Raw genomic sequence first — 22686 nt, forward strand, 5'->3', positions numbered from 1 at the left:
CTTTTTATCTCTTTAAATATTTATCAGGAAAACAGATCGCTGGAAAGGTACCTGTCGCCACGATCACAGATGATACTAACGATCACGCCACTACTTAACTCCTTCGATACCCGCACTGCCGCTGCCACAGCGCCGCCGCTGCTCATACCGCAAAATACCGCTTCTTCTTTTGCCAGTCTTTTGGTCATGATCCTCGCTTCTTCTTCTGAAATATCCATAATACGGTCTACCCTCGGTTTTTCAAATATTTTGGGAAGATAAGCCTCCGGCCATTTGCGGATGCCCGGGATTTTTGAACCTTCTGTAGGCTGGCATCCCACAATCTGTACTGCCGGGTTCTGCTCTTTTAAATAGCGGGATACTCCCATAATAGTACCGGTAGTGCCCATTGCGCTTACAAAGTGAGTCACTTCCCCGTTGGTATCTTTCCAGATTTCCGGTCCGGTAGTTTTATAGTGCATGCCGTAGTTATCGGGATTGGCAAACTGGTTGAGCATATAATAGCCGCCTTTCTCCATCTGGGCATTGGCGTAGTCAATAGAGCCTTCCATCGACAGCTCCTTTGGCGTGAGCGTAACTTTTGCGCCATATACTTCCATAGTGAGCACCCGTTCGCGGGTGGCGTCTGCAGGCATTACCAGCTCTATTTCAAGCCCGAAAATACTGGCAATCATGGCCAGCGCAATACCGGTATTACCACTGGTAGCTTCTATCAGTTTCATGCCCGGTTTAATATCGCCCCTGTCCAGTGCGCCTTTGATCATGCCATAGGCGGCCCTGTCTTTTACGCTGCCGGCAGGATTGTTTCCCTCCAGCTTGGCGAAAATTTTAACGGCCGGGTTAACGGATATCTTCTTTAATTCTACCATCGGCGTATTGCCGATCAGATCTATGATGGAAGCCATTGTACTAGTCCTGGTTTGTATCTGAAAATTTATGTTCTGCTTTGTAATAGATCCGGGAGAAAGGTTCCACACTTTTAATCAGCCACACATTCCCGCCTATTACGCTATGATGGCCTATCACTGTATCTCCGCCAAGAATGGTGGCGCCGGCGTAAATCACCACATGCTCCTCAATGGTCGGATGGCGCTTGCTGCGTGCCATACTCTTCTCAATGCTCAGTGCACCCAGCGTTACGCCCTGGTACAGTTTTACATGTGGTCCTATCACGGTGGTTTCCCCGATCACAATGCCGGTACCATGATCTATGCAGCACCACGGTGCAATTACGGCGCCCGGATGAATATCCACTCCTGTGCGGGAATGCGCCAGTTCTGTGATCATCCGGGGTAATACCGGGATCTTCAGCTGGTACAGGGCATGCGCAATGCGGTAAAAGGCAATGGCATAAAACCCGGGATAGGCGCGGATTACCTCGTATAAACAGGATGCCGCCGGATCGCCCTGGTAAATGGCCGAGGCATCTTTTGTCAGTTCATCATATATCACCGGTACTTTATTCATAAAGTCGCGGCTCAGGCCCGCGGCATCTGCGGGCAGCTGATTTTCCATTGATTGCAGCAATTGCTGCAACTGAGCTTCCAGTTCATGGCCAAAACGCTCCAGCGCCACCGGATCAGCAATTACCTGACCGGTATGTTCAGGGAATAACCAGTTTAACAGGTGGCTCACAAATTCATCTACTGCACCCGTGGCAGGATAGGCGTTCGCCGCTGCCAGCTGATGCCGCCGCTTCAACTCTTCCAGAAAATCATTCATATGCGGATCGAATTACAGGTATTGGCACTTTAATAGTTACTGAAATTACGCATTAATCCTGTAAAGGTAGTAGACTGTCTGCTAATATTCAAGCCTTCTTGTCTGCCCAGATATAGGCTCCTTCCATGAGTATATCAAATACAGGATCTTTGATATCGTAGTAAGCATTTGCATCGTTGGGGAAGTATTTTGCCAGCTGCTGCTTCACTACGCCGTAAGCCTGCGCCGCATGCGGATGTGCACGGAGATAATCGCGGCACAGCAAAGGATAGCGCTGGTTAAACTTCCCGGCTACCCGTACATGCAGGTTTACTCTTCTGTCTTTTTTAAAATAAAAATGTTTCTCCAGTTCATCCTCCGCCAGGTCATCCCTGCCGGGTGGGCGGTGATCTTTCAGGTGTAATTTACGCTGATAGCCCAGCAGCTCCAATGCAGGCTGCAGGGGCGCTTCCAGCGAAGCCACTGTAAGCTGTACGTCAATAATATCTTTCGCCGGCAACCCCGGCACACTCGTAGAACCAATGTGGTCAATAGCCAGCGCGTATTCACCGGCCGCATCGCCCAGCTCCCGGGCTATTTCAAGGAATTCTTCCGGCCAGCGCGGACTATATGGTAATATCTCAATTGTTTCTGACATGTTAAATGATCCCTGATATAATGCAATTTTAAGGGATTAATCTTTATTTTTGCCCGTTGTATAAAAGGCAGGTATTGCCGGTCGTACAAAATAAAACTGATTATGGCTAACATTTTAATAATAGACGACGAAAAAAGTATTCGTAAAACACTCACGGAAATTTTAACTTATGAAGGTTATAAGGTAGATGAGGCCGCGGATGGTATGGAAGGATTTAAAATGTTCCAGGCAAAGTCATATGATGCCGTTCTTTGCGATATCAAAATGCCTAAAATGGACGGACTGGAGTTTCTCGAGAAAGCCCGTGAGGTGAACGGAGATATTCCTATTATCATGGTTTCCGGCCACGGGAATATTGATACGGCAGTAGATGCGGTGAAAAAAGGCGCCTATGATTATATTTCAAAGCCGCCGGATCTGAACCGCTTACTCATTACCCTGCGTAATGCAATGGATAAAACCACCCTGGTTACCGAAACCAAAACCCTGCGCCGCAAGGTGAATAAGGTACCGGAAATGATTGGTCAGTCCAGCCCGATCCTGAAAATTAAAGAAACGATAGAGAAAGTAGCGCCCACGGATGCCAGGGTACTCATCACCGGAGATAACGGGGTAGGTAAAGAACTGGTAGCCCGGTGGCTGCATGAACGCAGTAACCGCGCCGCCGGCCCGATGGTGGAAGTGAACTGCGCCGCCATCCCCGGAGAGCTGATAGAAAGTGAACTGTTTGGTCACGAAAAAGGTTCCTTTACCTCTGCTGTAAAGCAGCGGATCGGAAAATTTGAACAGGCCAGCGGCGGTACCCTTTTCCTGGATGAAATTGGCGATATGAGTCTCAGTGCCCAGGCAAAAGTACTGCGCGCCCTGCAGGAAGGAAAGATCACCCGCGTAGGCGGAGATAAGGAAATAAGTGTAGACGTACGGGTGGTAGCCGCTACCAACAAAGATCTGCTGCAGGAAGTGGAAAACAAGAACTTCCGCCTGGATCTCTATCACCGTTTAAGCGTGATCCTGATCCACGTACCTTCCCTGAACGACCGCCGGGATGATGTACCTTTGCTGGTAGACAGCTTCCTGGACAGCGTTTGCAGTGAATATGGCATTACCCGCAAAGTAGCAGATAAAGAGGCCATGAAGGCTTTACAAAACCACAACTGGACCGGTAATATCCGTGAGCTGAGGAACGTGGTGGAAAGGCTCGTGATCCTTTCCGGTAAAACCATCACTGCGGAAGATGTGGACGATTTCGTGGTACCGAGCCGCGACAAAAGGAAAGTAAGCTCTTAACCGGCTAACAATATGCAAAAACACCTGTATCTGATCAGTGGGCTGGGAGCGGATGAACGCATTTTCAACAACCTGCGTTTTCCCTCCGGCTACCAGGTGCATCACCTGCATTGGATCCCTCCATTGCCGGATGAACCCATCAGCCGTTATGCGGCACGTATGGCCAAAAACATTACGGCTGATGGGACGGTTACCTTAATAGGCGTGTCTTTTGGCGGTATCATGAGCCTGGAAATAGCCCGGCACATCCCTGTAGAAAAGAATATCCTGCTATCAAGCATTAAACGAAGCTCGGAAAAACCTCCCTACTATAACTGGGTAAAGAAACTCGGCCTGCACAAGTTGCCCGACAGCCTGCTGTACCAGCGGCGAAGCGCTATTGTCAGGAAATTCCTCAATATTGAAACACCGGAAGAACGTACACTGGTAAACGAATATCTGGCGAAGCGTGATTACACTTATAGACGGTGGGCGGTAAATGCTATCCTGCATTGGGAAAACGAGCAGGTACCGGAGGGCGTGGTGCATATTCACGGTGCACGCGATATGCCTTTCCCGGTTAAATATCTTCAACCTACACACCTGATCCCCGATGGTGGCCATTTTATGGTGCTGAACCGCTCGGAAGCCATTAATCGTATCCTCGAAGAAGTGCTCTGAGAAATGGTCAGCTGAATGCCTGCAGCTCTTCCAGGCTTTTTATTACAAATACATTCGCCGGCAGCGGCATGGTCAATTGCCAGGACTGTGGCCCCGATAACAGGATTTTAATGCCCGGGAACTGCTGTGAGAGTGTGGCAGCAAAGCGGTTCATTACCTGTTGCGTAACATTGGTAAGCAGATGGGTATAGATGTGGGTCACCGGACGGGCCGGGGCAAATGCTTCCAGGTCTGCCAGGGGAACATTGGCGCCAAAACTGGTGACCAGTTTGCCACTCTTCTTCAGCAGGTATTGTGCGTATAACAAAGGTATTTCATGAAATTCTCCCTCCGGGAGAAATAACAGGTAATGGGCGGTAGCCTGTTGGTTCATCTGCTGGCCGTCGATAGCCGTCATTATTTTAGTACGGATAATATTGGAGCAGAAGTGCTCCTGTGCCGGAATCACGTTGCCGGTAAGCCATAGTACGCCTATCTTTTCAAGGAAAGGGTAAATGATTTTTGTAATGCAGTGTTCAAATCCCAGGTGCAGTACCTGGCTGTAAAAAACACGTTCAAAGCGGAAGTAATCGTAGTCGAGTGTGGCGGCAATCAGCTCATTTACCTGGAGGCCGGCGGAAGATCCTTCAGCGGCCAGCTGCAAGGACAGTTTATTTTGTTCCTCGTCCGACAAAGCAGCTATGCGCGAGATCCTGATCCCGTGATGATATAAATACGCAATACGCAGTAAGGTTTTCAGATCCTCCCCGTCATAGATCCTGTGGTTGGTATCCTTCCGCCTGGCGGAGAATAACTGGAACCGCTGCTCCCAGATCCTGATGGTATGCGCCTTTATACCGGTAAAGTTCTCAATATCCTTAATCGTAAATGTATTCAACGGAGGTATAGTAAACGTCAAATTTAGGCAATTCGGCGTAGGGTACACCATATACCTAAAAATTATAATAAACAATCTTTTAATCTATTTTTAAGAAAACTTTTGTAAAGTAATAGCAACTGGCTAGCAACAGAATATTATATTTGCCTTTTTAAGCATCTAATAAGCGTAACTGAATGAACCTGGCATTTTGGAAAAAAAACAAAGACAGTCAGCCTAAGAAAAAGAAATCTGCGGTTAGAGAATGGTTAGACGCTGCGATCTTCGCTATTATAGCAGCCACGCTTATCCGCACCTTTATTTTTGAGGCCTATACGATCCCGACCCCTTCAATGGAAAAAACCTTACTTGTGAACGACTTCCTGTTTGTGAGCAAGATCAGTTACGGACCACGTATCCCAATGACCCCACTGGCAGTACCTTTTGTGCATCACACGCTGCCTTTCACCAAATCTGCCAAAGCCTATTCAGAGGCGGTAAAATGGAAATACAGACGTTTACCCGGTTTTTCAGCAATCAAGCGGTATGATGTAGTGGTATTCAACTTCCCCGAAGGAGATACTGTGGCCATTGATTCGCCCGATCCCAGCTATTATGGCATGGTGCGGCAGTTCGGCTGGCAGTCGGTCCAGAATTCTTACAAAATCATTCAACGCCCGGTAGATAAAAGGGAAAACTATATCAAACGCTGCATGGCCGAAGCCGGCGATACGATCCGGATCATTAAAGGTGCAGTATATGTAAACGGACAGGCAGCACCGGTTCCCCCTGGCAGCCAGCATAAATATGTAGTGGAAACTACCGGCGATCAGCTTAACAGCAGCCGCCTGGAAGACCTGGGCATTGCTACTTCCGGTTCTGACTTCTACCAGCTCGATGCCAGCAAGTTCATTTACAACCTCACACCGGCCAATGTTGCAGCGCTGGAACAATTTAAGCCGATCGTAAAAGACATTAAAATATACCAGGAGTCTGATTTTACAGATTTCAATTACAATAACGTTTTCCCGCACGATACTGCCCATTTCAAATGGACAGAAGAAAACTTCGGTCCGTTGTATATTCCTAAAAAGGGCGTTACGGTTAAGCTGGATGAAAGCAACATTGCTTTATACGACCGCATTATCCGCGTATATGAAGGCAATACACTGGAAAGAAAAGACGGTAAATTTATCATCAACGGTCAACCCGCTGATAGCTATACTTTTAAAATGAACTATTACTGGATGATGGGGGATAACCGTAACAACTCCCTGGATTCCCGTTTCTGGGGTTTTGTGCCGGAAGATCACGTGGTGGGTAAAGCCTGGCTGATCTGGATGAGTTATGGAGAAGGCGGTATCCGCTGGAGCCGTATCTTCAGAAATATCAAGTAAGCAACCGCCCGAAATATAATTTAAAGTAAATTACGGACCGGCACTATGCCGGTCCGTCGTTGTCTTACCCCGACAACGGCTATACGAAGAACCCTTTTCAACTGTTGTTATGGAGAAACAATTGCTGCATATCGAATACGAGGTATATGATGATCTTGCCGGTCTTTCCGACGCTGATGCATGGCTGCTGAAGGAAGCAAGGGAAGTAACGGAATACGCCTATGCGCCTTATTCCCGTTTCCAGGTGGGGGCAGTGATCCGGCTGGCCAACGGTGAAATCATTGCCGGTTCCAACCAGGAAAACGCTTCTTATCCGATCGGGTTATGTGCGGAGAGAGTGGCGCTGGCTTCTGCTGCGTCGGTATATCCCAATATTGATATTGATACCATTGCTATCAGTTATAATAATCTCAATGGGGAGAGTACGCATCCTATTTCTCCCTGCGGGATCTGCCGGCAAACATTGTCGGAGTACGAAAGAAAACAGGAAAGCCCTATCCGGGTGATTATGGGGGGATTAAGCGGTAAGATATATGTGATCAGCCGTGCGAACGACTTGCTGCCCCTTTCATTTAGCGGGGATGAACTGGGTTTGTGATTACTACATATAGATAAGTTTTCATTTGCAATATATTCTTTATATATTTGTCCGGCGCCCCACAAGTGCTGCGACCTATGAAACCCTGTCAGCTATCAGTTAGTATCTGTTGTATTGTATTACTTACTGCAGTGTATAGTGAACCGGCAGCCTGTTACTTTGATAAAAAAGAAGTGAACTACCGTCCGGGGCTATACGTTTTTAAGGATACCCTGAAAAGAGTTAACCGTTATCAGCATCTGGCACACGACTTGTACGAAAGGAAACTTTTTAAACAGGCAATAGTGCAATGGAAAAAAGTTTTACACTTGCAACCTACCAATGCTTTTGCTATGTTTATGCTCGGAAAATCGTATATGGGTGCGGGTGAGCAGGAGAAGGGAGAACGCCTGTGCGATGAGGCCATCATAATGGGAGAACTACATGATAAAAATATTTGCCACAGTGTAGAGGGACTTTAAACAGCGCATAAAGGATAGGCAAGCTCCTTTTTCGCTGCGCTGCTTACTGTGGTATTTTCTTCGGCAATTTCGGCTACGGCGGCCGCAAGTTGCTAACGCTGCAACCCGTAAGGGCTGCAGCGTTTTAATGAAACAAAAAAGGAAGGCATTGCGCCTTCCTTTTTCTGTTTATAATTTAAATCGTTATTACATTCTTTCCGGTACACGGATACCCAGTAATTTCATGCTTTGAGCAATAGTGTGGGCGGTGAGCATGATAATCTGTAAACGCAGCTTCTTCTTTTCTTCACTGGTTGCGCGGATGATGGAATAGGTAGGTACCCCTTCCACTTTCTCGGCATAAAAGGAATTGAATAACTGGGCCAACTGGAACGCATAGTTGGCAATCACAGAAGGACTCAGCTCGCGGTACGACTCTGCAAGTATACCCGGAAACTGTTCGTTCAGGATGATCAGTTCCTTTTCCAGCGGCAGCAATTCTCCTGCGTAGGTGTATGCCTCCAGCCCTTCCGTTGTGCCGGCATCGCGTAAGATGGATTTGATACGCGCGTATGCATACTGGATAAACGGCGCAGTGAATCCATGCAAATCGATTGATTCTTCCGGATTGAAGATCATTTTCTTTTTAGGATCTACGCGAAGCAGGAAGAATTTCATGGCCCCCATGCCTACAGTATCATACAGTTCGTTGAGCTGTTCATCGGAAAACATATCCAGGTTTTTGCCGGATTGCTGTGTTTTTTCGGCGGCAGTATTCACCATTTCTGTAATCATATCATCTGCATCCACTACGGTACCTTCCCGGCTTTTCATCCGGCCATGCGGTAATTCCACCATGCCATAGCTGAGGTGGTGGATACCTTTGGCAGAAGGTTCTCCCAGTTTCTCCATAATCAGCTGGAGTACTTTGAAGTGATAGTTCTGCTCATCTGCCACTACATATACACTCTGGTCCATGTGGTACTGCTCATATTTCAAACGCGCCGTACCCATGTCCTGGGTCATATATACAGAGGTGCCATCTCCGCGGAGTAGCAGTTTCTGATCCAGGCCGTCGGCGGTCAGGTCTATCCATACAGAGTTATCTTCTTTTTTAAACAACACGCCTTTCTCCAGTCCTTCGGCTACGAGGTTTTTACCTAACAGGTAGGTTTCACTCTCGTAGTACATCTGGTCGAAATCAATACCAAGCCGTTTGTAGGTTTGATCAAAGCCTTCATACACCCAGCCGTTCATAGTAGCCCACAATTCCCTTACTTCGGGGTTGCCGGCTTCCCATTGCTGCAGCATGATCTTCGCCTGCTGCATGATCTCTGTTTTATTGCGCGACATCTCTTTGATGTCGTCCATGATCTTGGCAGACTTTTCTTTATCGTCTTTTACTTCCGGCTTATGCAGCGCAGTAACCAGCTTCTCCAGTTTTTCAGTTTCGGCGCTGTCGAAGTCACGGAAGTCATTTTCCAGTACGCGGTCGATGATAATCTCTGCCTGTTCCTTCACTACAGATTCAAACTTCACGTAGTAGTCGCCCACCAGGTGATCGCCTTTTATACCGGTAGATTGCGGGGTATCGCCATGCGCAAACATTTGCCATGCCAGCATGGATTTGCAGATGTGTATACCGCGGTCATTTACCAGGTTGGCTTTGATCACTTCGTAGCCATTGGCTTTCATAATTTCAGCGATAGCATATCCCAGGAAATTATTACGCAGGTGACCGAGGTGTAAAGGTTTGTTGGTATTGGGAGATGAATACTCTACCATGATCCTTTTACCATTGGCAGGCTGTATCCCGATGTTTACGTCACTATAATGTTGCTGCAGGAATTTTGTCCAGTAGGTATCGTTAATACTCAGGTTCAGGAATCCTTTTACTACATTGAATCGCGCAATCAGTTCCGGATAGTGGGCAGTCAGGTATTCTCCGATACGTTGTGCAGTTTCTTCCGGTTTCTGCCGGCTGAATTTTGTAAAAGAGAAAACGACAATGGTATACTCACCTTCGAATTCAGGCTTGGTGGTATTAATAGCAATATCTGCTGCTGTTAACTGCTGATCGTAAAGTGAATTAATGGCGGCCACGGCGGCCGTTCTGATGGATTGTACAACACTCATGCTGAAAATGATTAATGCGAGGGGCAAAGATAGTTAATTAGCCGAAAGCAGCGAAGGTTGTCTTTATCAGACAACCTTCGCTTATCCGGAATATTTTATTCCTGCATTAAAAAGTGTAAAACACACCGATCTGTGCTACGGAGTTTTTGCTGTCCACTTTGTCGGAATCATACACATTGGTAAGTCCAAAATTATACCGGCCGCTAACACCGAGGCCCATATCGAACTTATAACCAAAGCCGAAGCCCAGTCCAAAGTCTACGGATTGCATATCATCTTTGATATCTACCGTTACGTCGCCGGATTTAACCTTGGCTGCTGTGAGAAAGCCTACCTGCGGACCTGCTTCCAGGTAAAATTCAGGCACAATGGAATACTGCACCATTACGGGTACATTAATATAGTTAACCTTTACGGTGTTGGAAGTGGTTAACCATAATACACTTCTTTCTGCTTTGGTGCCCTGGGTAGAATACAATACTTCCGGCTGGATAGCCCAGCTTTTATCCAGCCCGATGTTAACAAGACCTCCTGCGTGAAAGCCTGCGAGGGTTTTGGAGCCGTCGGTATCGGTTAGTTTGGAGATATTCAAACCACCTTTAACACCGAACTTTACATTTTGTGCTTGTACTGCCAGCATAGTTCCAATGGCTAATACACCAGACAGAATAAGTTTTTTCATGATATGTTATTTTGTAAGCCCCAGTTGGCAAGAAGTGTGCCGGTTTACGAAGAGGAATAGAAATCCACCTGTTGAGGAAAACTACAAATCCTTCAGCATCCAGCTGTCACAGCCAAAATGGCCGGTATTACCCATCGGACCTGTCAGGTACCGGAATCCGAACTGTTCATATACTTTTCTGGCCCTGGCCAATTCGGGGGCAGTTTCCAGGTAGCATTGCGTGTAGCCGTTTTGTTTAGCGTAGTCTAGGCATAAGGTGATTAGCTTGCCTGCCAGTCCTTTTCCGCGGGCTTCGGGGAGGAGGTACATTTTCTGTAGTTCGCATACGTGCGCTTCACCGCCATCCAGTGGGTGGATGCCGGCCCCGCCGATTATTTCATTGTTTGCCACTGCTACGTAATAAACTGCACGGGGAATATCAAACAGTTGGGAAAGGTGGTCGGTGGTAGGGTCTGAAAACGCAGTACCGGCCTTGTTCATGCCGAATTCTGTCAACGTGGTTTTTACTATGTGGGCAATTGCCAGATCGTCTGCTGGTGCTATTGTTCTGATGATGTATGGTTCCATAAAATGAAAATAGGGATTTTTTGATTTTTACATCAAAAAATCCCTATCATCTTATAGTCAGCCTGTTAGAATATTGTAAACTCTACTCTTCTGTTTTTCTGTCTGCCTGCCGCTGTTTTATTGGAGGCAATAGGTTGTGTCATGCCATAACCTACGGCTTCAATTTTAGAAGCGTTCACGCCTTTTCCCACAAAATAAGCTTTAACGGATTCCGCTCTTTCCTTTGACAGGGCGAGGTTCCGTGATTTGCTGCCTACATTGTCGGTATGGCCGGCCAGCTTGAGGTTAAGGTTTTTGCGTTTCAGCAGTTCCGCCACCCTGTCGAGAGCCGGATAGGAGCTGGGTTTGATACTGGCCTTCGCAAATTCAAACTCCAGGTTCTGAATGGCTTCTCTTACAAGACGGTTATCTTCTTCTGTAATCACTATTTTTTCTTCTTTCACTACTTCCGGTACCGGCAGCGGACAGCCGGAGCCGTCTACTTTGGTATTGGCAGGTGTGCCCGGGCATTTATCGAAGAAGTCGGAAACGCCGTCTCCGTCACTGTCTTTTGTCAGTTTATCCACATCAGCCGTCAACCTGGCATTGTTCTGATTGGCAGCATCCAGTGAGGCTGCGAGGGTGGTTTTCTGGGCTTCCAGCTCGTCGTACATCACTTTGGCCGGATTGGACCACTGCAGCTGTTTTTTGCCTTTCTTTCCCAGGGCGAACTCCAGTCCTGCGTAGCCATAGGAGTACTTATCCTTATTGGGACCGTAGTTGTAACCGTCGAGGTTATCACCGTCGGTGTAATACATGGTATAGCCCAGGTCCAGGTTAACAGCTTCTGACAGTTTGAATTTGAGCCCAGCGCCTACAGGAATAATCAGCTCCTTGATGGCTTTATCTTCTGCTTTATAAGGAAAGCTGGTGTTATCATTCCTGGTTACGGTTGGTTTATATCCGGCCAATCCGCCGCCCACAGAGGCATACAGCTGAACAAAGTTCTCCCGGAATAACCAGTTGACCGTGGTGATATTAAATACGGCGTTTAAAGTTCCTGACCAGTTTAGTTTGGTTTCGTAGGATTTATATGGTCTGACAGGAAGGGAGCCATTGCCTAGTTCCTTGCTGTTATCGGCCTGGAGTTTACCGCCTACATAATCGGCCCGGAGGGCAAAGAAATGCAGGATCTGGTACTTCACATAGGCGCCGTAACCGGCAGACCCTTTCCACTTGGTAAAGTCGTTACTGCCACCGGTGGCAGCAACTGGCGCCAATACGCCGCCGTTTACGCCGATTGACCATGTTTTATAGTCACTGGGGCCACTGAATAATTTCGCTGTGGGTACAGCCGCGGAAGTGGCAGAAGGTTGATCCTGAGCCTGGCTCATCATTGGGGTGGTTGCTAACAACAAGCACGCAGCCCTCCATAAAATGGATGTGTTCATAAGAAATAACGGTTAGGTTACACAATTTGTACAATTATTAAAACAAAGGATCAGGAATAAAATAGCTTAAAGGAAGGCGAGGTTATGAACAAATTAAACGATACAGTTATTAGTAATCAGGTGTGTTTACCAACAGGCTAACTGCGATCTATGATCAAATATAGGGTACCTGACTGACATAATTTCATATTTTTTTGCTTGGCATAATCATTGACAAACCAACGACAAACACGAAAATACTTACAACTAAAGGATAATCTTTAATACTATGGGAAAAATAATAGGCATTGACTTAGGAACTACCAATTCATGCGTTGCCGTAATGGAAGGTAACGAACCGGTAGTGATTGCCAATGATGAGGGCAGGAGAACAACCCCATCTGTAGTGGCTTTTTTAAAGAACGGAGAAAGGAAAGTAGGTGACCCCGCAAAGCGTCAGGCTATTACCAACCCCGTAAACACTATTATGTCAGTGAAGCGTTTCATGGGCCGTCATTTTGACGAAGTTGCCAGTGAAGTGAGCCACGTTACATATAAAGTGGTAAAAGGGGACAACAATACCACAAGAATCGATATAGACGGCAGATTATATACTCCGCAGGAAATTTCAGCAATGATCCTGCAGAAAATGAAGAAAACGGCCGAAGACTACCTGGGCCAGGAAGTAACAGAAGCAGTAATCACTGTACCTGCCTACTTTAATGACGCACAACGTCAGGCTACCAAAGAAGCCGGTGAAATTGCCGGTTTAACTGTTCGCCGTATTATCAATGAGCCTACTGCTGCGGCACTGGCTTATGGTATGGACAAAAAACACCACGACAGCAAAATCGCTGTATTTGACCTCGGTGGTGGTACCTTCGATATCTCTATCCTGGAATTAGGTGATGGCGTATTTGAAGTAAAATCTACCAATGGTGATACTCACCTGGGTGGTGACGACTTCGATAAAGTGATCATGGATTGGCTGGCAGACGAATTCAAAAAAGATGAAGCAGTAGATTTACACAAAGATCCAATGTCATGGCAGCGTTTAAAAGAAGCTGCTGAAAAAGCAAAGATCGAATTATCTTCTTCTCAGGAAACTGAAATCAATCTTCCTTATATCACCGCAGTGGATGGTGTTCCCAAACACTTAGTGAAAAAATTAACCCGCGCTAAATTTGAGCAACTGAGCGACAGCCTGGTGGAAAGAACACTGGAACCTTGCCGCAAAGCACTGAAAGATGCCGGTATGAACACTTCTGAAATCGACGAAATTATACTGGTAGGTGGTTCTACCCGTATTCCTAAGATCCAGGAAGTAGTAGAAAAATTCTTCGGTAAGAAACCTAATAAAGGTGTAAACCCGGATGAAGTAGTAGCCGTAGGTGCTGCAATCCAGGGTGGTGTACTGACAGGTGAAGTGAAAGACGTACTGTTACTGGACGTTACTCCGCTGTCACTGGGTATCGAAACAATGGGTGGTGTAATGACCAAACTGATCGAATCCAATACCACTATCCCTACCAAGAAATCTGAAACCTTCTCTACTGCAGCCGATAGCCAGCCTAGCGTGGAAATCAATGTACTGCAGGGTGAAAGGCCAATGGCTAACCAGAACAGAACCCTGGGCCGCTTTATCTTAGGTGATATTCCTCCTGCTCCGCGTGGCGTTCCACAGATCGAAGTAACTTTCGATATCGATGCCAACGGTATCCTGCACGTAACTGCAAAGGATAAAGGCACCGGAAAAACACAGAACATCAAGATTGAAGCTGGTAGCGGTTTGAGCAAGGAAGAAATCGAAAAGATGAAAGCTGAAGCAAAAGCCAACGAATCATCAGATAGGGAACAACGTGAAAAGATCGAAAAGCTGAATAAAGCAGACAGCCTGATATTCCAAACCGAAAAACAGGTGAAAGAATACGGCGACAAACTGCCTGCTGATAAGAAAGCAACTATCGAAGCGGCACTTGAAAAGCTGAGAGAAGCACACAAATCACAGGATAGCGCACAACTGGATACTGCTACCGCAGAACTGGAAGCTGCGTGGACTGCTGCTTCTGAAGAGCTGTACAAAGCCTCTCAGGGTCAACCGGAAGGTGGCCAGCCTAACGGCGGTCAGCAACAGGGCCAACCTCAGGGTGGTGGCAACGATGGCGTTACCGACGCAGAATTCGAAGAAGTAAAATAAGCGCATATGTTGTCTTTCTCCGGATTAGACTGATTATGCTGATTTCTTTGATTTTACTTTTTAGATTATAAATGATCTAGGGGAGATATAGGCGAATATAATCGCTTATGTCTCCCCTAATCTTTTTAAATCACTGTGATCAAATCCCTGAATCAGCATAATCAGTCTAATCCGGAGAAAGACAAAATCCGCCTATTTTTTCCTACTTTGTTCCGGCTTAGCCGGGACCAGATGAGTTATAGTGTACGTTTTTATCTCCGTTATCATACTTATTACGGGCAGGATTTATACCTGCTTGGTAATTTACCCGCGTTGGGTAATGAAGTACCCCTGAATGCCCGCTGTATGCAATGGGGAAATGAAGAATGGTGGTATACGGATATCCAGCTGACACCCGGTGGTACTTTTACCCTGCGATACCAGTATCTGTTAAAAGAAGGGGAAGAAGCAGTATATGAAGGCGCTGTGCGCGAATTTGTTTTCATCCCCGGAGAACACCCCGATATTGTTTTCATAGATAACTGGAATGATGCTTATCGCCCGGAGAATGCCTGGTTAACGGCTCCCTTTTCACGTGTTTTTTATAAAAGGCCTGCCGCTGCGATTACTGCTGTACTAACGGCTACGCATATATTCCGCGTACAGGCCCCCCTGTTAGCTGCCGGTAAAACCGTTTGTTTGCTGGGTAATGATCAGTTGATGGGTAACTGGAACACCAGTAACCCCCTGCTGCTGCAATACGATGAACAGGGCTGGTTTTCTATAGCGCTGGATCTTTCCGGCGTAACGGCGCCTGTGTATTATAAATACGGCATCTACGACCTGGAGCGGCAACAATTTGTTCAGTATGAAACCGGCAGCAACCGTGAATTACACACCACTGCCGTAGTAGGGCGGCAGGTAATTTTACACGATGGATTTTTGCGCGTTGTGCATACCCCCTGGAAAGGCGCCGGTGTGGCCGTACCCGTGTTCAGCCTGCGCAGCCCGGAAGGATTTGGTACCGGCGAATTTGCAGACCTGCCCGCACTTGCGCAATGGGCGCAGCGTAAAGGACTGCAACTGATACAGTTGCTACCGGTAAATGATACTATACAAACCGGTACCTGGAAAGATTCCTATCCATATGCCGCCATTTCTTCCTTTGCGCTGCATCCACAATATATCCGCTTACAGGACGTAGGCAGCCTGCCCGCACAACACCCGTTGCAACGGCAATTCGACCGGCTACGGCAATGGCTCAACGAAAAGGAAACCGTGGACTATGAAGAAGTGATGTCGTTTAAACTGGCCTATCTGCGGGCGCTGTTTGAAGTGGAAGGCAACCGGCTGCAAACACCTGAATACCGGCAATGGCTGGGTGCCAATGAATATTGGTTGCTGCCTTATGCCGTGTATTGTTTCCTGCGCGACCGCTATGGAACCGGCGATTTTACGCTGTGGCCGGAGTATAACGTATATGACTATACGGCTGTAAAATATCTGGCGGCGGCAGATAAAAATGCTGCAGCGGCCGTGCAGTATCACTTCTTTGTACAGTATCACCTGCACCGGCAACTGGTTGCCGCCAGCACCGCGGTACACAGCTACAATGTAGTGCTGAAAGGGGATATCCCCATTGGGGTAGCACGCCACAGCGTGGATACCTGGATGAACCCGGATCATTACCACCTGGATATGCAGGCAGGCGCGCCACCAGACAGCTTTACCAGCGAAGGCCAGAACTGGGGATTTCCCACCTATAACTGGAAACGCATGATGGAAAACGGGTTGCAGTGGTGGCAGCAACGGCTCCGTCATATGTCTGTTTACTTTGACGCATTCCGCATTGATCACATCCTCGGTTTCTTCCGCATCTGGCAGATTCCGCGGGAAGCGATACAGGGAATCCTGGGATATTTTCACCCAGCCGTTCCCGTTACCCCGGAGGAAATACACCGCCGCGGCATTCACTTTGACGAAAGCAGGTACTGCCTGCCTTATATAACAGACGCCATCCTCGGGGAATTATTTGGCAACTACGCAGGCATGATGAAAGAACAGCTGATGCATCCCTTGCCGGATGGGCGCTACCAGCTATTGCCGGCATACAGCACGCAACGAAAAGTAGCGGAATCAGCATTGCCGGAAGCAATAAAAACAATCCTCTATACCCTGATTGCGGAGGTGTTGTTTATAAAAGTTACTGACGCCGGCAAAACGTTGTACCATCCCCGTTATGATATGGCCGCCACCAGGTCGTTTGCTGCATTGGATGCCAATAGCCGGGAAGTACTGTCTGCATTGTACCACGACTACTTCTACCTGCGGCAGGAAAGCTGTTGGCGAAGGGAAGCGCTTGATAAGCTCCCCCTGATAAAAAGGGCCACGCATATGCTCATCTGCGGAGAAGATCTCGGCATGGTGCCCACCTGCGTGCCCGGCGTGATGCAGGCACAAGGCATTTTAAGCCTGGAAATTGAACGCATGCCCAAATCAGGAGATGCCCTCTTCGCAGACATATCAAAGGCGCCCTACTTGTCTGTTTTAACCCCTTCCACGCACGACATGAGCACCCTGAGAGGGTGGTGGAAGGAAAACACATCTGTCTCCCGGAAATACTATCAGCAACAACTGCAACATACCGGACCAGCTCCTGCCACCGCCACGCCGGAGCTGATCCGCGAAATTATCAGCCGGCATATGGCGGCTCCTGCCATGTGGCGCATCTTCCAGGTACAGGACCTGTTAGCTGCGGAAGCCCCGGAAAGTAACGGGCATCCTGATGTGGAAAGGATCAATATTCCCGCAGTAGCATCGTATTACTGGCGTTACCGCATCCCACGGAACCTTGCCGACAGATGACCGGGCGCAGTTAACAATATCATAAATGCGTTGTATTTTCACAGAAAGAACCCGTTAGTAAAATGAAGCTCACCCTTTTTCCTTTTGAACTGAAATTCAGGCATACTTTTACGATTTCCCGTAAGTCAAAAGATCTGCAACCCCTGCTGGTAGTAAAACTGGAACAGGAGGGCAAGAGCGGGTTGGGTGAAACCGCCGACAATGCCTATTATGAGATGACTGTACCACGGCTGATGGCAGATATTGAACAGCACCGTTCTTTTATTGAAAATTATACCCTGCACACACCTGAGCTTTTCTGGCAGGATATGTACCCGCTGCTGAAAGATAACATGTTTGCACTATGCGCGCTGGACATCGCCGCGTGGGACCTGTACGCCAAACAACAACAACAGAAACTCTACGAGGTATGGGGACTGGATATTTCGCATAACCCACTCACCGACTATACCATCGGTATTGATACCATTGAAAATATGGTGCGGAAACTACAGGAATTTCCGTGGCCTATCTATAAAATTAAACTTGGCACAAAGGAAGATATTGCCATTATCAAAGAGTTGAGAAAGCACACCACGGCTGTTTTCCGGGTGGATGCCAATTGTGCCTGGGGAGTAGAGGAAACCCTGCGTAACGCGGTTGCCTTAAAAGAACTGGGCGTGGAGTTTATTGAACAGCCAATGGCTGCAGCAGATAAAGAGGGTATGAAACGGGTATATGATGAAGTAGTGTTACCGGTTATTGCCGATGAAAGTTGTATTGTAGAGCAGGATGTAGCCCAATGCCACGGCTATTTTCACGGCATCAATATCAAGCTCACCAAGTGTGGTGGCATTACGCCGGCGCTGCGGATGATTGCGGAAGCGAAGCGTTCAGGCATGAAGGTAATGACCGGCAGTATGAACGAAAGCACCGTGGGCACCTCTGCAGTGGCGCATCTGCTGCCGCTGCTGGATTATGTGGATATGGACGGACCGCTGCTACTGGCAGAAGACAGCGCCGATGGTATTAAGATGGAAAACGGTCGTATTATTTACGCCGACAGGTGGGGAACCGGTGCTGAGTTGTTACATGAAGATCACTCTTCTTCTTTCCACGTTTGAGCAAGGAAAACATAGTCTTCAATGCAGCCGGTGGCTACTATTATTTTGCCGGCCAGTGGCATCAGCGGGTTAGGCATAAAAGGATTTGCCCCTGACGGGCGTATCAGGTAGTCTCCCTGATCTGTTACCAGGAATACGCCGAGGTGTTCACTTTTACTGTGTTTACCAAATGTACGGAGCACCAAACGCCCGGTAAGTGTAATAAAGGGACTGTTTTTGTCCCTGTTGCTGTTATCTGCTGACATATTCACGATACCCCAGTATTTGATTATTCTTTTCTTTCACCACTATCACCTTTGTTGAAGGAGAGTCCCCAATGGTGGCAGATTCCGAAAATACGTGAAATTTTACAGATGGCATGGAACCGCTCACATCTTCTTTCACTGCCGGGTTATTTTTCTTGTTTATAAATACTTTCGGATCTCTTTTTTCGGCAAAGTTTTTTTCATCCAACAGCTTGTGCATCGCATTGTGCAGCGCGGGATCTGTGGCATGCGAGCCGTCGGATGGGTGAGGCACGGCGATAAAGTCGTCCAGCATTTTACCCCGTGCTTCGAGGTTATCGCGGCGGTTTTGCAGGGTGTTCACAAAAAGTTGTGTATCACCGGGGCTGCTGGGATCTTTGTCGTTGATCACCGGCTGCCACGATGGGTCGCCCAGCAGGTAAAACTGTGCAGCTGTTTTCAGTTCGTAGGGGTCCAGCGTGGGGCCCATTTCATTCAGGAACCGTTGCCTGGCCTCCAGCAGGGCTCTGCCGGTAGAGGCGCCGTTCAGCACATTGATCACAAAATACTGTGTGAGCAGATCTGCCAGTCCCTGCCCGGTGGGCGGGCCATAGGCAATATTGGAGCTGCCTACAAAAGCGAGGGCATGATTCAGCAGGTAGCTGTTGGCCATGCTGATCCGCTTACCGCTGTTTTTCTTCGGGTCAAACAGTTGGCCGCCATAGCAGCATTCTGCCGCTACGATGGTACCGTGGGTGATTTTATCTTTCAGGATATCCGATCTGAGCGCCAGCGGAAACTCGGTGGATTTTTGTCCGTAAAACCCCGGATTATAAATTGCCCCGTGGCAGTTGATGAAATGTGTTTTTGCCTGTAGTTGTGCGGCAGTCCAGTTGGTGCCATTCAGCGTTTCATCGCTGCCGGGAAATATCAGCAGGTTGGCAGTACTGCCAAAAATGTTCTGGAGCGTGTTCTGGGTAGAGTTCTGCCAGTCGAAAGTGCTCATGGAAAAATAGGGGAGGTAGTCGCCCTGTTTGGAGGGCACTGCCGCCATAATATTGGTAATGAGCGTGTGCAGGTAAGAAGCATCCGCCACGCCGGGAATATCCGGCAGGCGGCCTACCACCCGGGTAGGTGAAATAAACTTACCAGGATCCGTATCATATGGCGTGTCGCACGCATAGGGCAGATCGCTGGGGATAAAGGTATCGGGGTCATTATCTCCCGGTAATAAATTCTTCAGCCGCTGAAATGGAATGATGTCCTGTGAGCCCAGCAACAGGATATATCCGGGTGAAAAGAAGTGGTACAACTCATCAATCGCTTTTTTATTCTGGGCGTCGTCCGTAGCCTGTGTCACTGCGGTAGACTGGCAGGCTTGCATCTGTGCCGCATCATCAAGGAAGATAATGTGGGCATCCAGGTGCCTGTTGTTATCAAATGCCTGTAATGCGTTTATATCATCCAGGATCTGCTGGTGAGTGTCGCCGTATTTCTGTTGAAGGGCGGATTTATTGGTTATAATGAGTTTTGTTGTCAGCATATTAATGTGAGGGCCGGCCATAATTATCCTGATTAAGCGTTCAAAAATATTGAATTAAAGGGTAATATGGTACCGGTCTCCAAACAATATTAATATTTCCCTGCGCAAGGTATTTGCATACTGAAAAAGTAAACCGTATTTTTCAGGGAATCTACCGGCGCGTTATATGAAAAAATTCCACCTGTTATCGTTACTATCTGTTTTCTTTTATACCGGCACTTATGCACAGGTAATTGCACACTTTACTGTAAAGGCAGGGAAACTAAACCGTTATAACAGTATTGTATATACGGGCGTTCCTTCGTTTGCCACCGGTCCGGTAATGCTGGAGGAAGTAACCGGCAATAAACGTATGCCCGTTGCCGTTAGCCGGCAGGCGGGCCAGCTCTGCTGGATCCTTACAGGAGCCACTGCGGCCGGTGCAGAAAGGAAGTATGAACTGAGCAAAGGTAAGGGCACCGCCGGCACCCTTATGAAAGCGCTTCGCCAGGATGGGCACGTACTGCTGGAACAATCCGCGGAGCCTATCCTGCAGTATAATTTTAAAACGGTACCCGCGCCTGCCGGTGCAGACACCGTGTATAACCGCAACGCATTTATCCACCCGCTCTGGGCGCCCAATGGAGTCGTGCTCACCAATATCTTCCCCAACGCTGGTCACCGCCATCATATGGGCATCTGGAACCCGTGGACGCATACGCTTTTTGAAGGACGTGAAACTGATTTCTGGAACGTGCAGAAGAAAGAAGGTAAGGTTCGCTTTGCCGGTAAAATGGAAACCTTTTCCGGAAATGTATGGTGCGGATTCAGCGCCAGCCAGGATCATATCGCGTTGCTGAAAGATGGTACCGAAAAAACAGCCATTCATGAAACCTGGCTGGTACAGGCGTATCCCGCCACCAACGATGGCGCCCGCCGCCTGTGGGATTTTACTTCTACCTTTACACCGGCAACTCCTACCGGCATCACGCTGCTGCAGTACCGCTATGGCGGCGGATTCGGATTAAGAACCACTGCCGACTTTACGGATAAAACAAGCCAGGTGCTTACCTCCGAAGGCAAAACGCGCCGCGACGCCGACAGCACCCGCGCCCGCTGGGTAAAAATATCCGGAGCCACCCCAAACGGAAAGGCAGGATTGCTGATCATGAACTATCCTGATAATTTTGATTCTCCGGAACCGCTGCGTGTATGGCCCGAAAATGCGGAAGGCGGCGAACTGATGTTCAATTATACCCCCACCCGCATGAAGCCGTGGCAGCTTTATCCGGATGCCCGCTACCAGCTGAAGTACCGGGTAATGGTGTACAACGATGATATCACCGCGGAAGAAGCAGAGGCGGCCTGGCAGGATTATGCGTATCCCCCGGAAGTGATCACAGCGCCGTAATGTGTTTGTGAATTATCTCTTTTTCATTTATTTTCGTAACGTGAGTGATTCGGTTTCAATTCGGTTAACCTCGGAGAAGCCATGTGAACAGCAGCCCTGTATTTAATAACCCTTAACCATCATCCAAATGAGTAATTTAAATGAACCTGGTAAAGACGTGCGTCCTGACAGTCCTGAAGAAGACGATGATCCGCCTTCCTGGGGTGGCGTTATTGTTGGCTTGTTACTCGGCATAGCCGGTATCGTGCTGATCTTCTACCGTTATAAACAATTTCACGCCATTAGCGACGCCAGTATCAGTATCACCAAAATTGAAATGCTGATCTATAAAGTAACAGGTGAAAGCATCTGGGCACTGATGGCTGCCTATGGGCTGGTAGCGCTGGCAGGATTCTATCTTGCTATCAGTAATTACAGCAAACTGCGGGCAAAATAATTTCTCAAAACCGTATCTGATGAATAACTTCTCCGAGTTGAAAACAACGCTGCTGGAAATCCATGAGAAAGATAAAAAGCAGACCATCACCGCCCTCATTACCGCAGAAGTATTGGCGGTACTGGTGTTTGGGCTCATCGGCTACAGCATCTTTGCCGGTAAAAGCACTGAAACACCTACAGCCGTTCTTTTTATACTGCTGTTTATGCCGGTAGGCGTATTGATCCCCTATCTTTTTATGTTTGCACAGATCAGGAAACGGCCGGAGAAAATCAATGATTTGGTGAGCCGTCTTGAAAGAGGCGAAGCTGTGAATAACGTGAATACCTATACGGACTATAAACTTACTTTGCCACTGCGGATTATCAGGGTGCGTTTATTTCCTATGGAATATGCGCATATACAACTGGGACAAAGCCGGTCGTTTTTCAAACTGCCTTTGTCTGCGGAAAATGTGCAACCGTTTAAAGCGCTCATCAGCCAGCCATTTACAGGCGAGGTGGTAAACAGCATAGGTGGCACTGCTGCACACTGGTCCTCTAACTGATAACAGCAATT

Annotated in this window: 21 protein-coding genes; 11 read left to right on the forward strand and 10 right to left on the reverse strand. The window is 47.8% G+C overall.

Annotation, left to right across the window (positions count from 1 at the left end; genetic code table 11):
* Positions 1-23 precede the first annotated feature (23 nt).
* From cysM to PV783_RS10425, 3 genes are all read right to left on the reverse strand, one after another.
* Positions 24-905, reverse strand: coding sequence for a cysteine synthase CysM (gene cysM / locus PV783_RS10415; protein ID WP_079468804.1), 882 nt, complete (start codon positions 903-905; stop codon positions 24-26).
* A 4-nt stretch (positions 906-909) separates the two neighbouring features.
* Complete coding sequence (locus tag PV783_RS10420) at positions 910-1722, reverse strand: serine O-acetyltransferase (protein WP_079468803.1); 813 nt, start codon at positions 1720-1722, stop codon at positions 910-912.
* 88 nt (positions 1723-1810) lie between these two features.
* Positions 1811-2359 (reverse strand): GrpB family protein, encoded by a 549-nt coding sequence (locus PV783_RS10425; protein WP_420987926.1) that lies wholly within the window; start codon positions 2357-2359, stop codon positions 1811-1813.
* A 102-nt stretch (positions 2360-2461) separates the two neighbouring features.
* Here PV783_RS10425 and PV783_RS10430 point away from each other — a divergent pair, with 102 nt between their 5' ends.
* Positions 2462-3646 carry a sigma-54-dependent transcriptional regulator gene (locus PV783_RS10430; RefSeq protein WP_079468801.1) on the forward strand — a complete coding sequence of 395 codons (1185 nt, stop codon included), beginning with the start codon at positions 2462-2464 and terminating at the stop codon, positions 3644-3646.
* A gap of 12 nt (positions 3647-3658) precedes the next feature.
* On the forward strand, positions 3659-4306 hold the full coding sequence (locus PV783_RS10435; protein ID WP_420987927.1) for an alpha/beta fold hydrolase: 648 nt from the start codon (positions 3659-3661) through the stop codon (positions 4304-4306).
* A gap of 7 nt (positions 4307-4313) precedes the next feature.
* On the opposite strand, the gene PV783_RS10440 is transcribed toward PV783_RS10435, so the two are convergent.
* A complete protein-coding gene (locus tag PV783_RS10440; protein ID WP_420987928.1) occupies positions 4314-5204 on the reverse strand; it encodes a MerR family transcriptional regulator in 891 nt (296 codons plus the stop codon).
* 155 nt (positions 5205-5359) lie between these two features.
* Here PV783_RS10440 and lepB point away from each other — a divergent pair, with 155 nt between their 5' ends.
* The 3 genes from lepB (at position 5360) to PV783_RS10455 (ending at position 7618) form a co-directional block, all read left to right on the forward strand.
* Positions 5360-6559: a signal peptidase I gene (lepB, locus tag PV783_RS10445; protein ID WP_079468798.1), complete on the forward strand. Its 1200-nt coding sequence runs from the start codon at positions 5360-5362 to the stop codon at positions 6557-6559.
* Positions 6560-6668: 109 nt separating this feature from the next.
* Positions 6669-7157 (forward strand): cytidine deaminase, encoded by a 489-nt coding sequence (locus tag PV783_RS10450; protein WP_079468797.1) that lies wholly within the window; start codon positions 6669-6671, stop codon positions 7155-7157.
* 77 nt (positions 7158-7234) lie between these two features.
* Complete coding sequence (locus PV783_RS10455) at positions 7235-7618, forward strand: hypothetical protein (RefSeq protein WP_079468796.1); 384 nt, start codon at positions 7235-7237, stop codon at positions 7616-7618.
* Between the two features lie 186 nt (positions 7619-7804).
* On the opposite strand, the gene argS is transcribed toward PV783_RS10455, so the two are convergent.
* From argS to PV783_RS10475, 4 genes are all read right to left on the reverse strand, one after another.
* Positions 7805-9733: an arginine--tRNA ligase gene (gene argS, locus PV783_RS10460; protein WP_420987929.1), complete on the reverse strand. Its 1929-nt coding sequence runs from the start codon at positions 9731-9733 to the stop codon at positions 7805-7807.
* A gap of 106 nt (positions 9734-9839) precedes the next feature.
* Complete coding sequence (locus PV783_RS10465; protein ID WP_420987930.1) at positions 9840-10415, reverse strand: porin family protein; 576 nt, start codon at positions 10413-10415, stop codon at positions 9840-9842.
* 81 nt (positions 10416-10496) lie between these two features.
* Positions 10497-10982: a GNAT family N-acetyltransferase gene (locus PV783_RS10470; RefSeq protein WP_420987931.1), complete on the reverse strand. Its 486-nt coding sequence runs from the start codon at positions 10980-10982 to the stop codon at positions 10497-10499.
* Between the two features lie 65 nt (positions 10983-11047).
* Entirely contained in the window at positions 11048-12412 is a 1365-nt protein-coding gene (locus PV783_RS10475) for an OmpA family protein (protein WP_420987932.1), read from the reverse strand.
* 268 nt (positions 12413-12680) lie between these two features.
* Between PV783_RS10475 and dnaK the strand changes: the two genes are divergently transcribed.
* The 3 genes from dnaK (at position 12681) to PV783_RS10490 (ending at position 18535) form a co-directional block, all read left to right on the forward strand.
* Positions 12681-14588, forward strand: coding sequence for a molecular chaperone DnaK (gene dnaK, locus PV783_RS10480; RefSeq protein ID WP_079468791.1), 1908 nt, complete (start codon positions 12681-12683; stop codon positions 14586-14588).
* Between the two features lie 231 nt (positions 14589-14819).
* Entirely contained in the window at positions 14820-17432 is a 2613-nt protein-coding gene (locus PV783_RS10485; protein ID WP_420987933.1) for a 4-alpha-glucanotransferase, read from the forward strand.
* Positions 17433-17494: 62 nt separating this feature from the next.
* Complete coding sequence (locus PV783_RS10490; RefSeq protein WP_420987934.1) at positions 17495-18535, forward strand: dipeptide epimerase; 1041 nt, start codon at positions 17495-17497, stop codon at positions 18533-18535.
* On the opposite strand, the gene PV783_RS10495 is transcribed toward PV783_RS10490, so the two are convergent.
* Positions 18511-18786, reverse strand: coding sequence for a hypothetical protein (locus tag PV783_RS10495; protein WP_133256249.1), 276 nt, complete (start codon positions 18784-18786; stop codon positions 18511-18513). The genes PV783_RS10490 and PV783_RS10495 overlap by 25 nt on opposite strands.
* Positions 18767-20323, reverse strand: coding sequence for a C25 family cysteine peptidase (locus PV783_RS10500; RefSeq protein WP_420987935.1), 1557 nt, complete (start codon positions 20321-20323; stop codon positions 18767-18769). Before PV783_RS10500 ends, PV783_RS10495 begins: the two co-directional genes overlap by 20 nt.
* Positions 20324-20468: 145 nt before the next feature.
* Between PV783_RS10500 and PV783_RS10505 the strand changes: the two genes are divergently transcribed.
* From PV783_RS10505 to PV783_RS10515, 3 genes are all read left to right on the forward strand, one after another.
* The gene (locus PV783_RS10505) at positions 20469-21692 is read left to right on the forward strand and encodes a PmoA family protein (RefSeq protein ID WP_420987936.1); all 1224 of its coding nucleotides are present in this window, start codon (positions 20469-20471) and stop codon (positions 21690-21692) included.
* A gap of 127 nt (positions 21693-21819) precedes the next feature.
* Positions 21820-22128 carry a hypothetical protein gene (locus PV783_RS10510; protein WP_111579576.1) on the forward strand — a complete coding sequence of 103 codons (309 nt, stop codon included), beginning with the start codon at positions 21820-21822 and terminating at the stop codon, positions 22126-22128.
* A gap of 19 nt (positions 22129-22147) precedes the next feature.
* On the forward strand, positions 22148-22675 hold the full coding sequence (locus PV783_RS10515; protein ID WP_111579577.1) for a hypothetical protein: 528 nt from the start codon (positions 22148-22150) through the stop codon (positions 22673-22675).
* Positions 22676-22686 lie beyond the last annotated feature (11 nt).

It is taken from the genome of Chitinophaga sp. CC14 (genome assembly GCF_048957795.1).
Classification (GTDB): Bacteria; Bacteroidota; Bacteroidia; order Chitinophagales; family Chitinophagaceae; genus Chitinophaga; species Chitinophaga ginsengisegetis.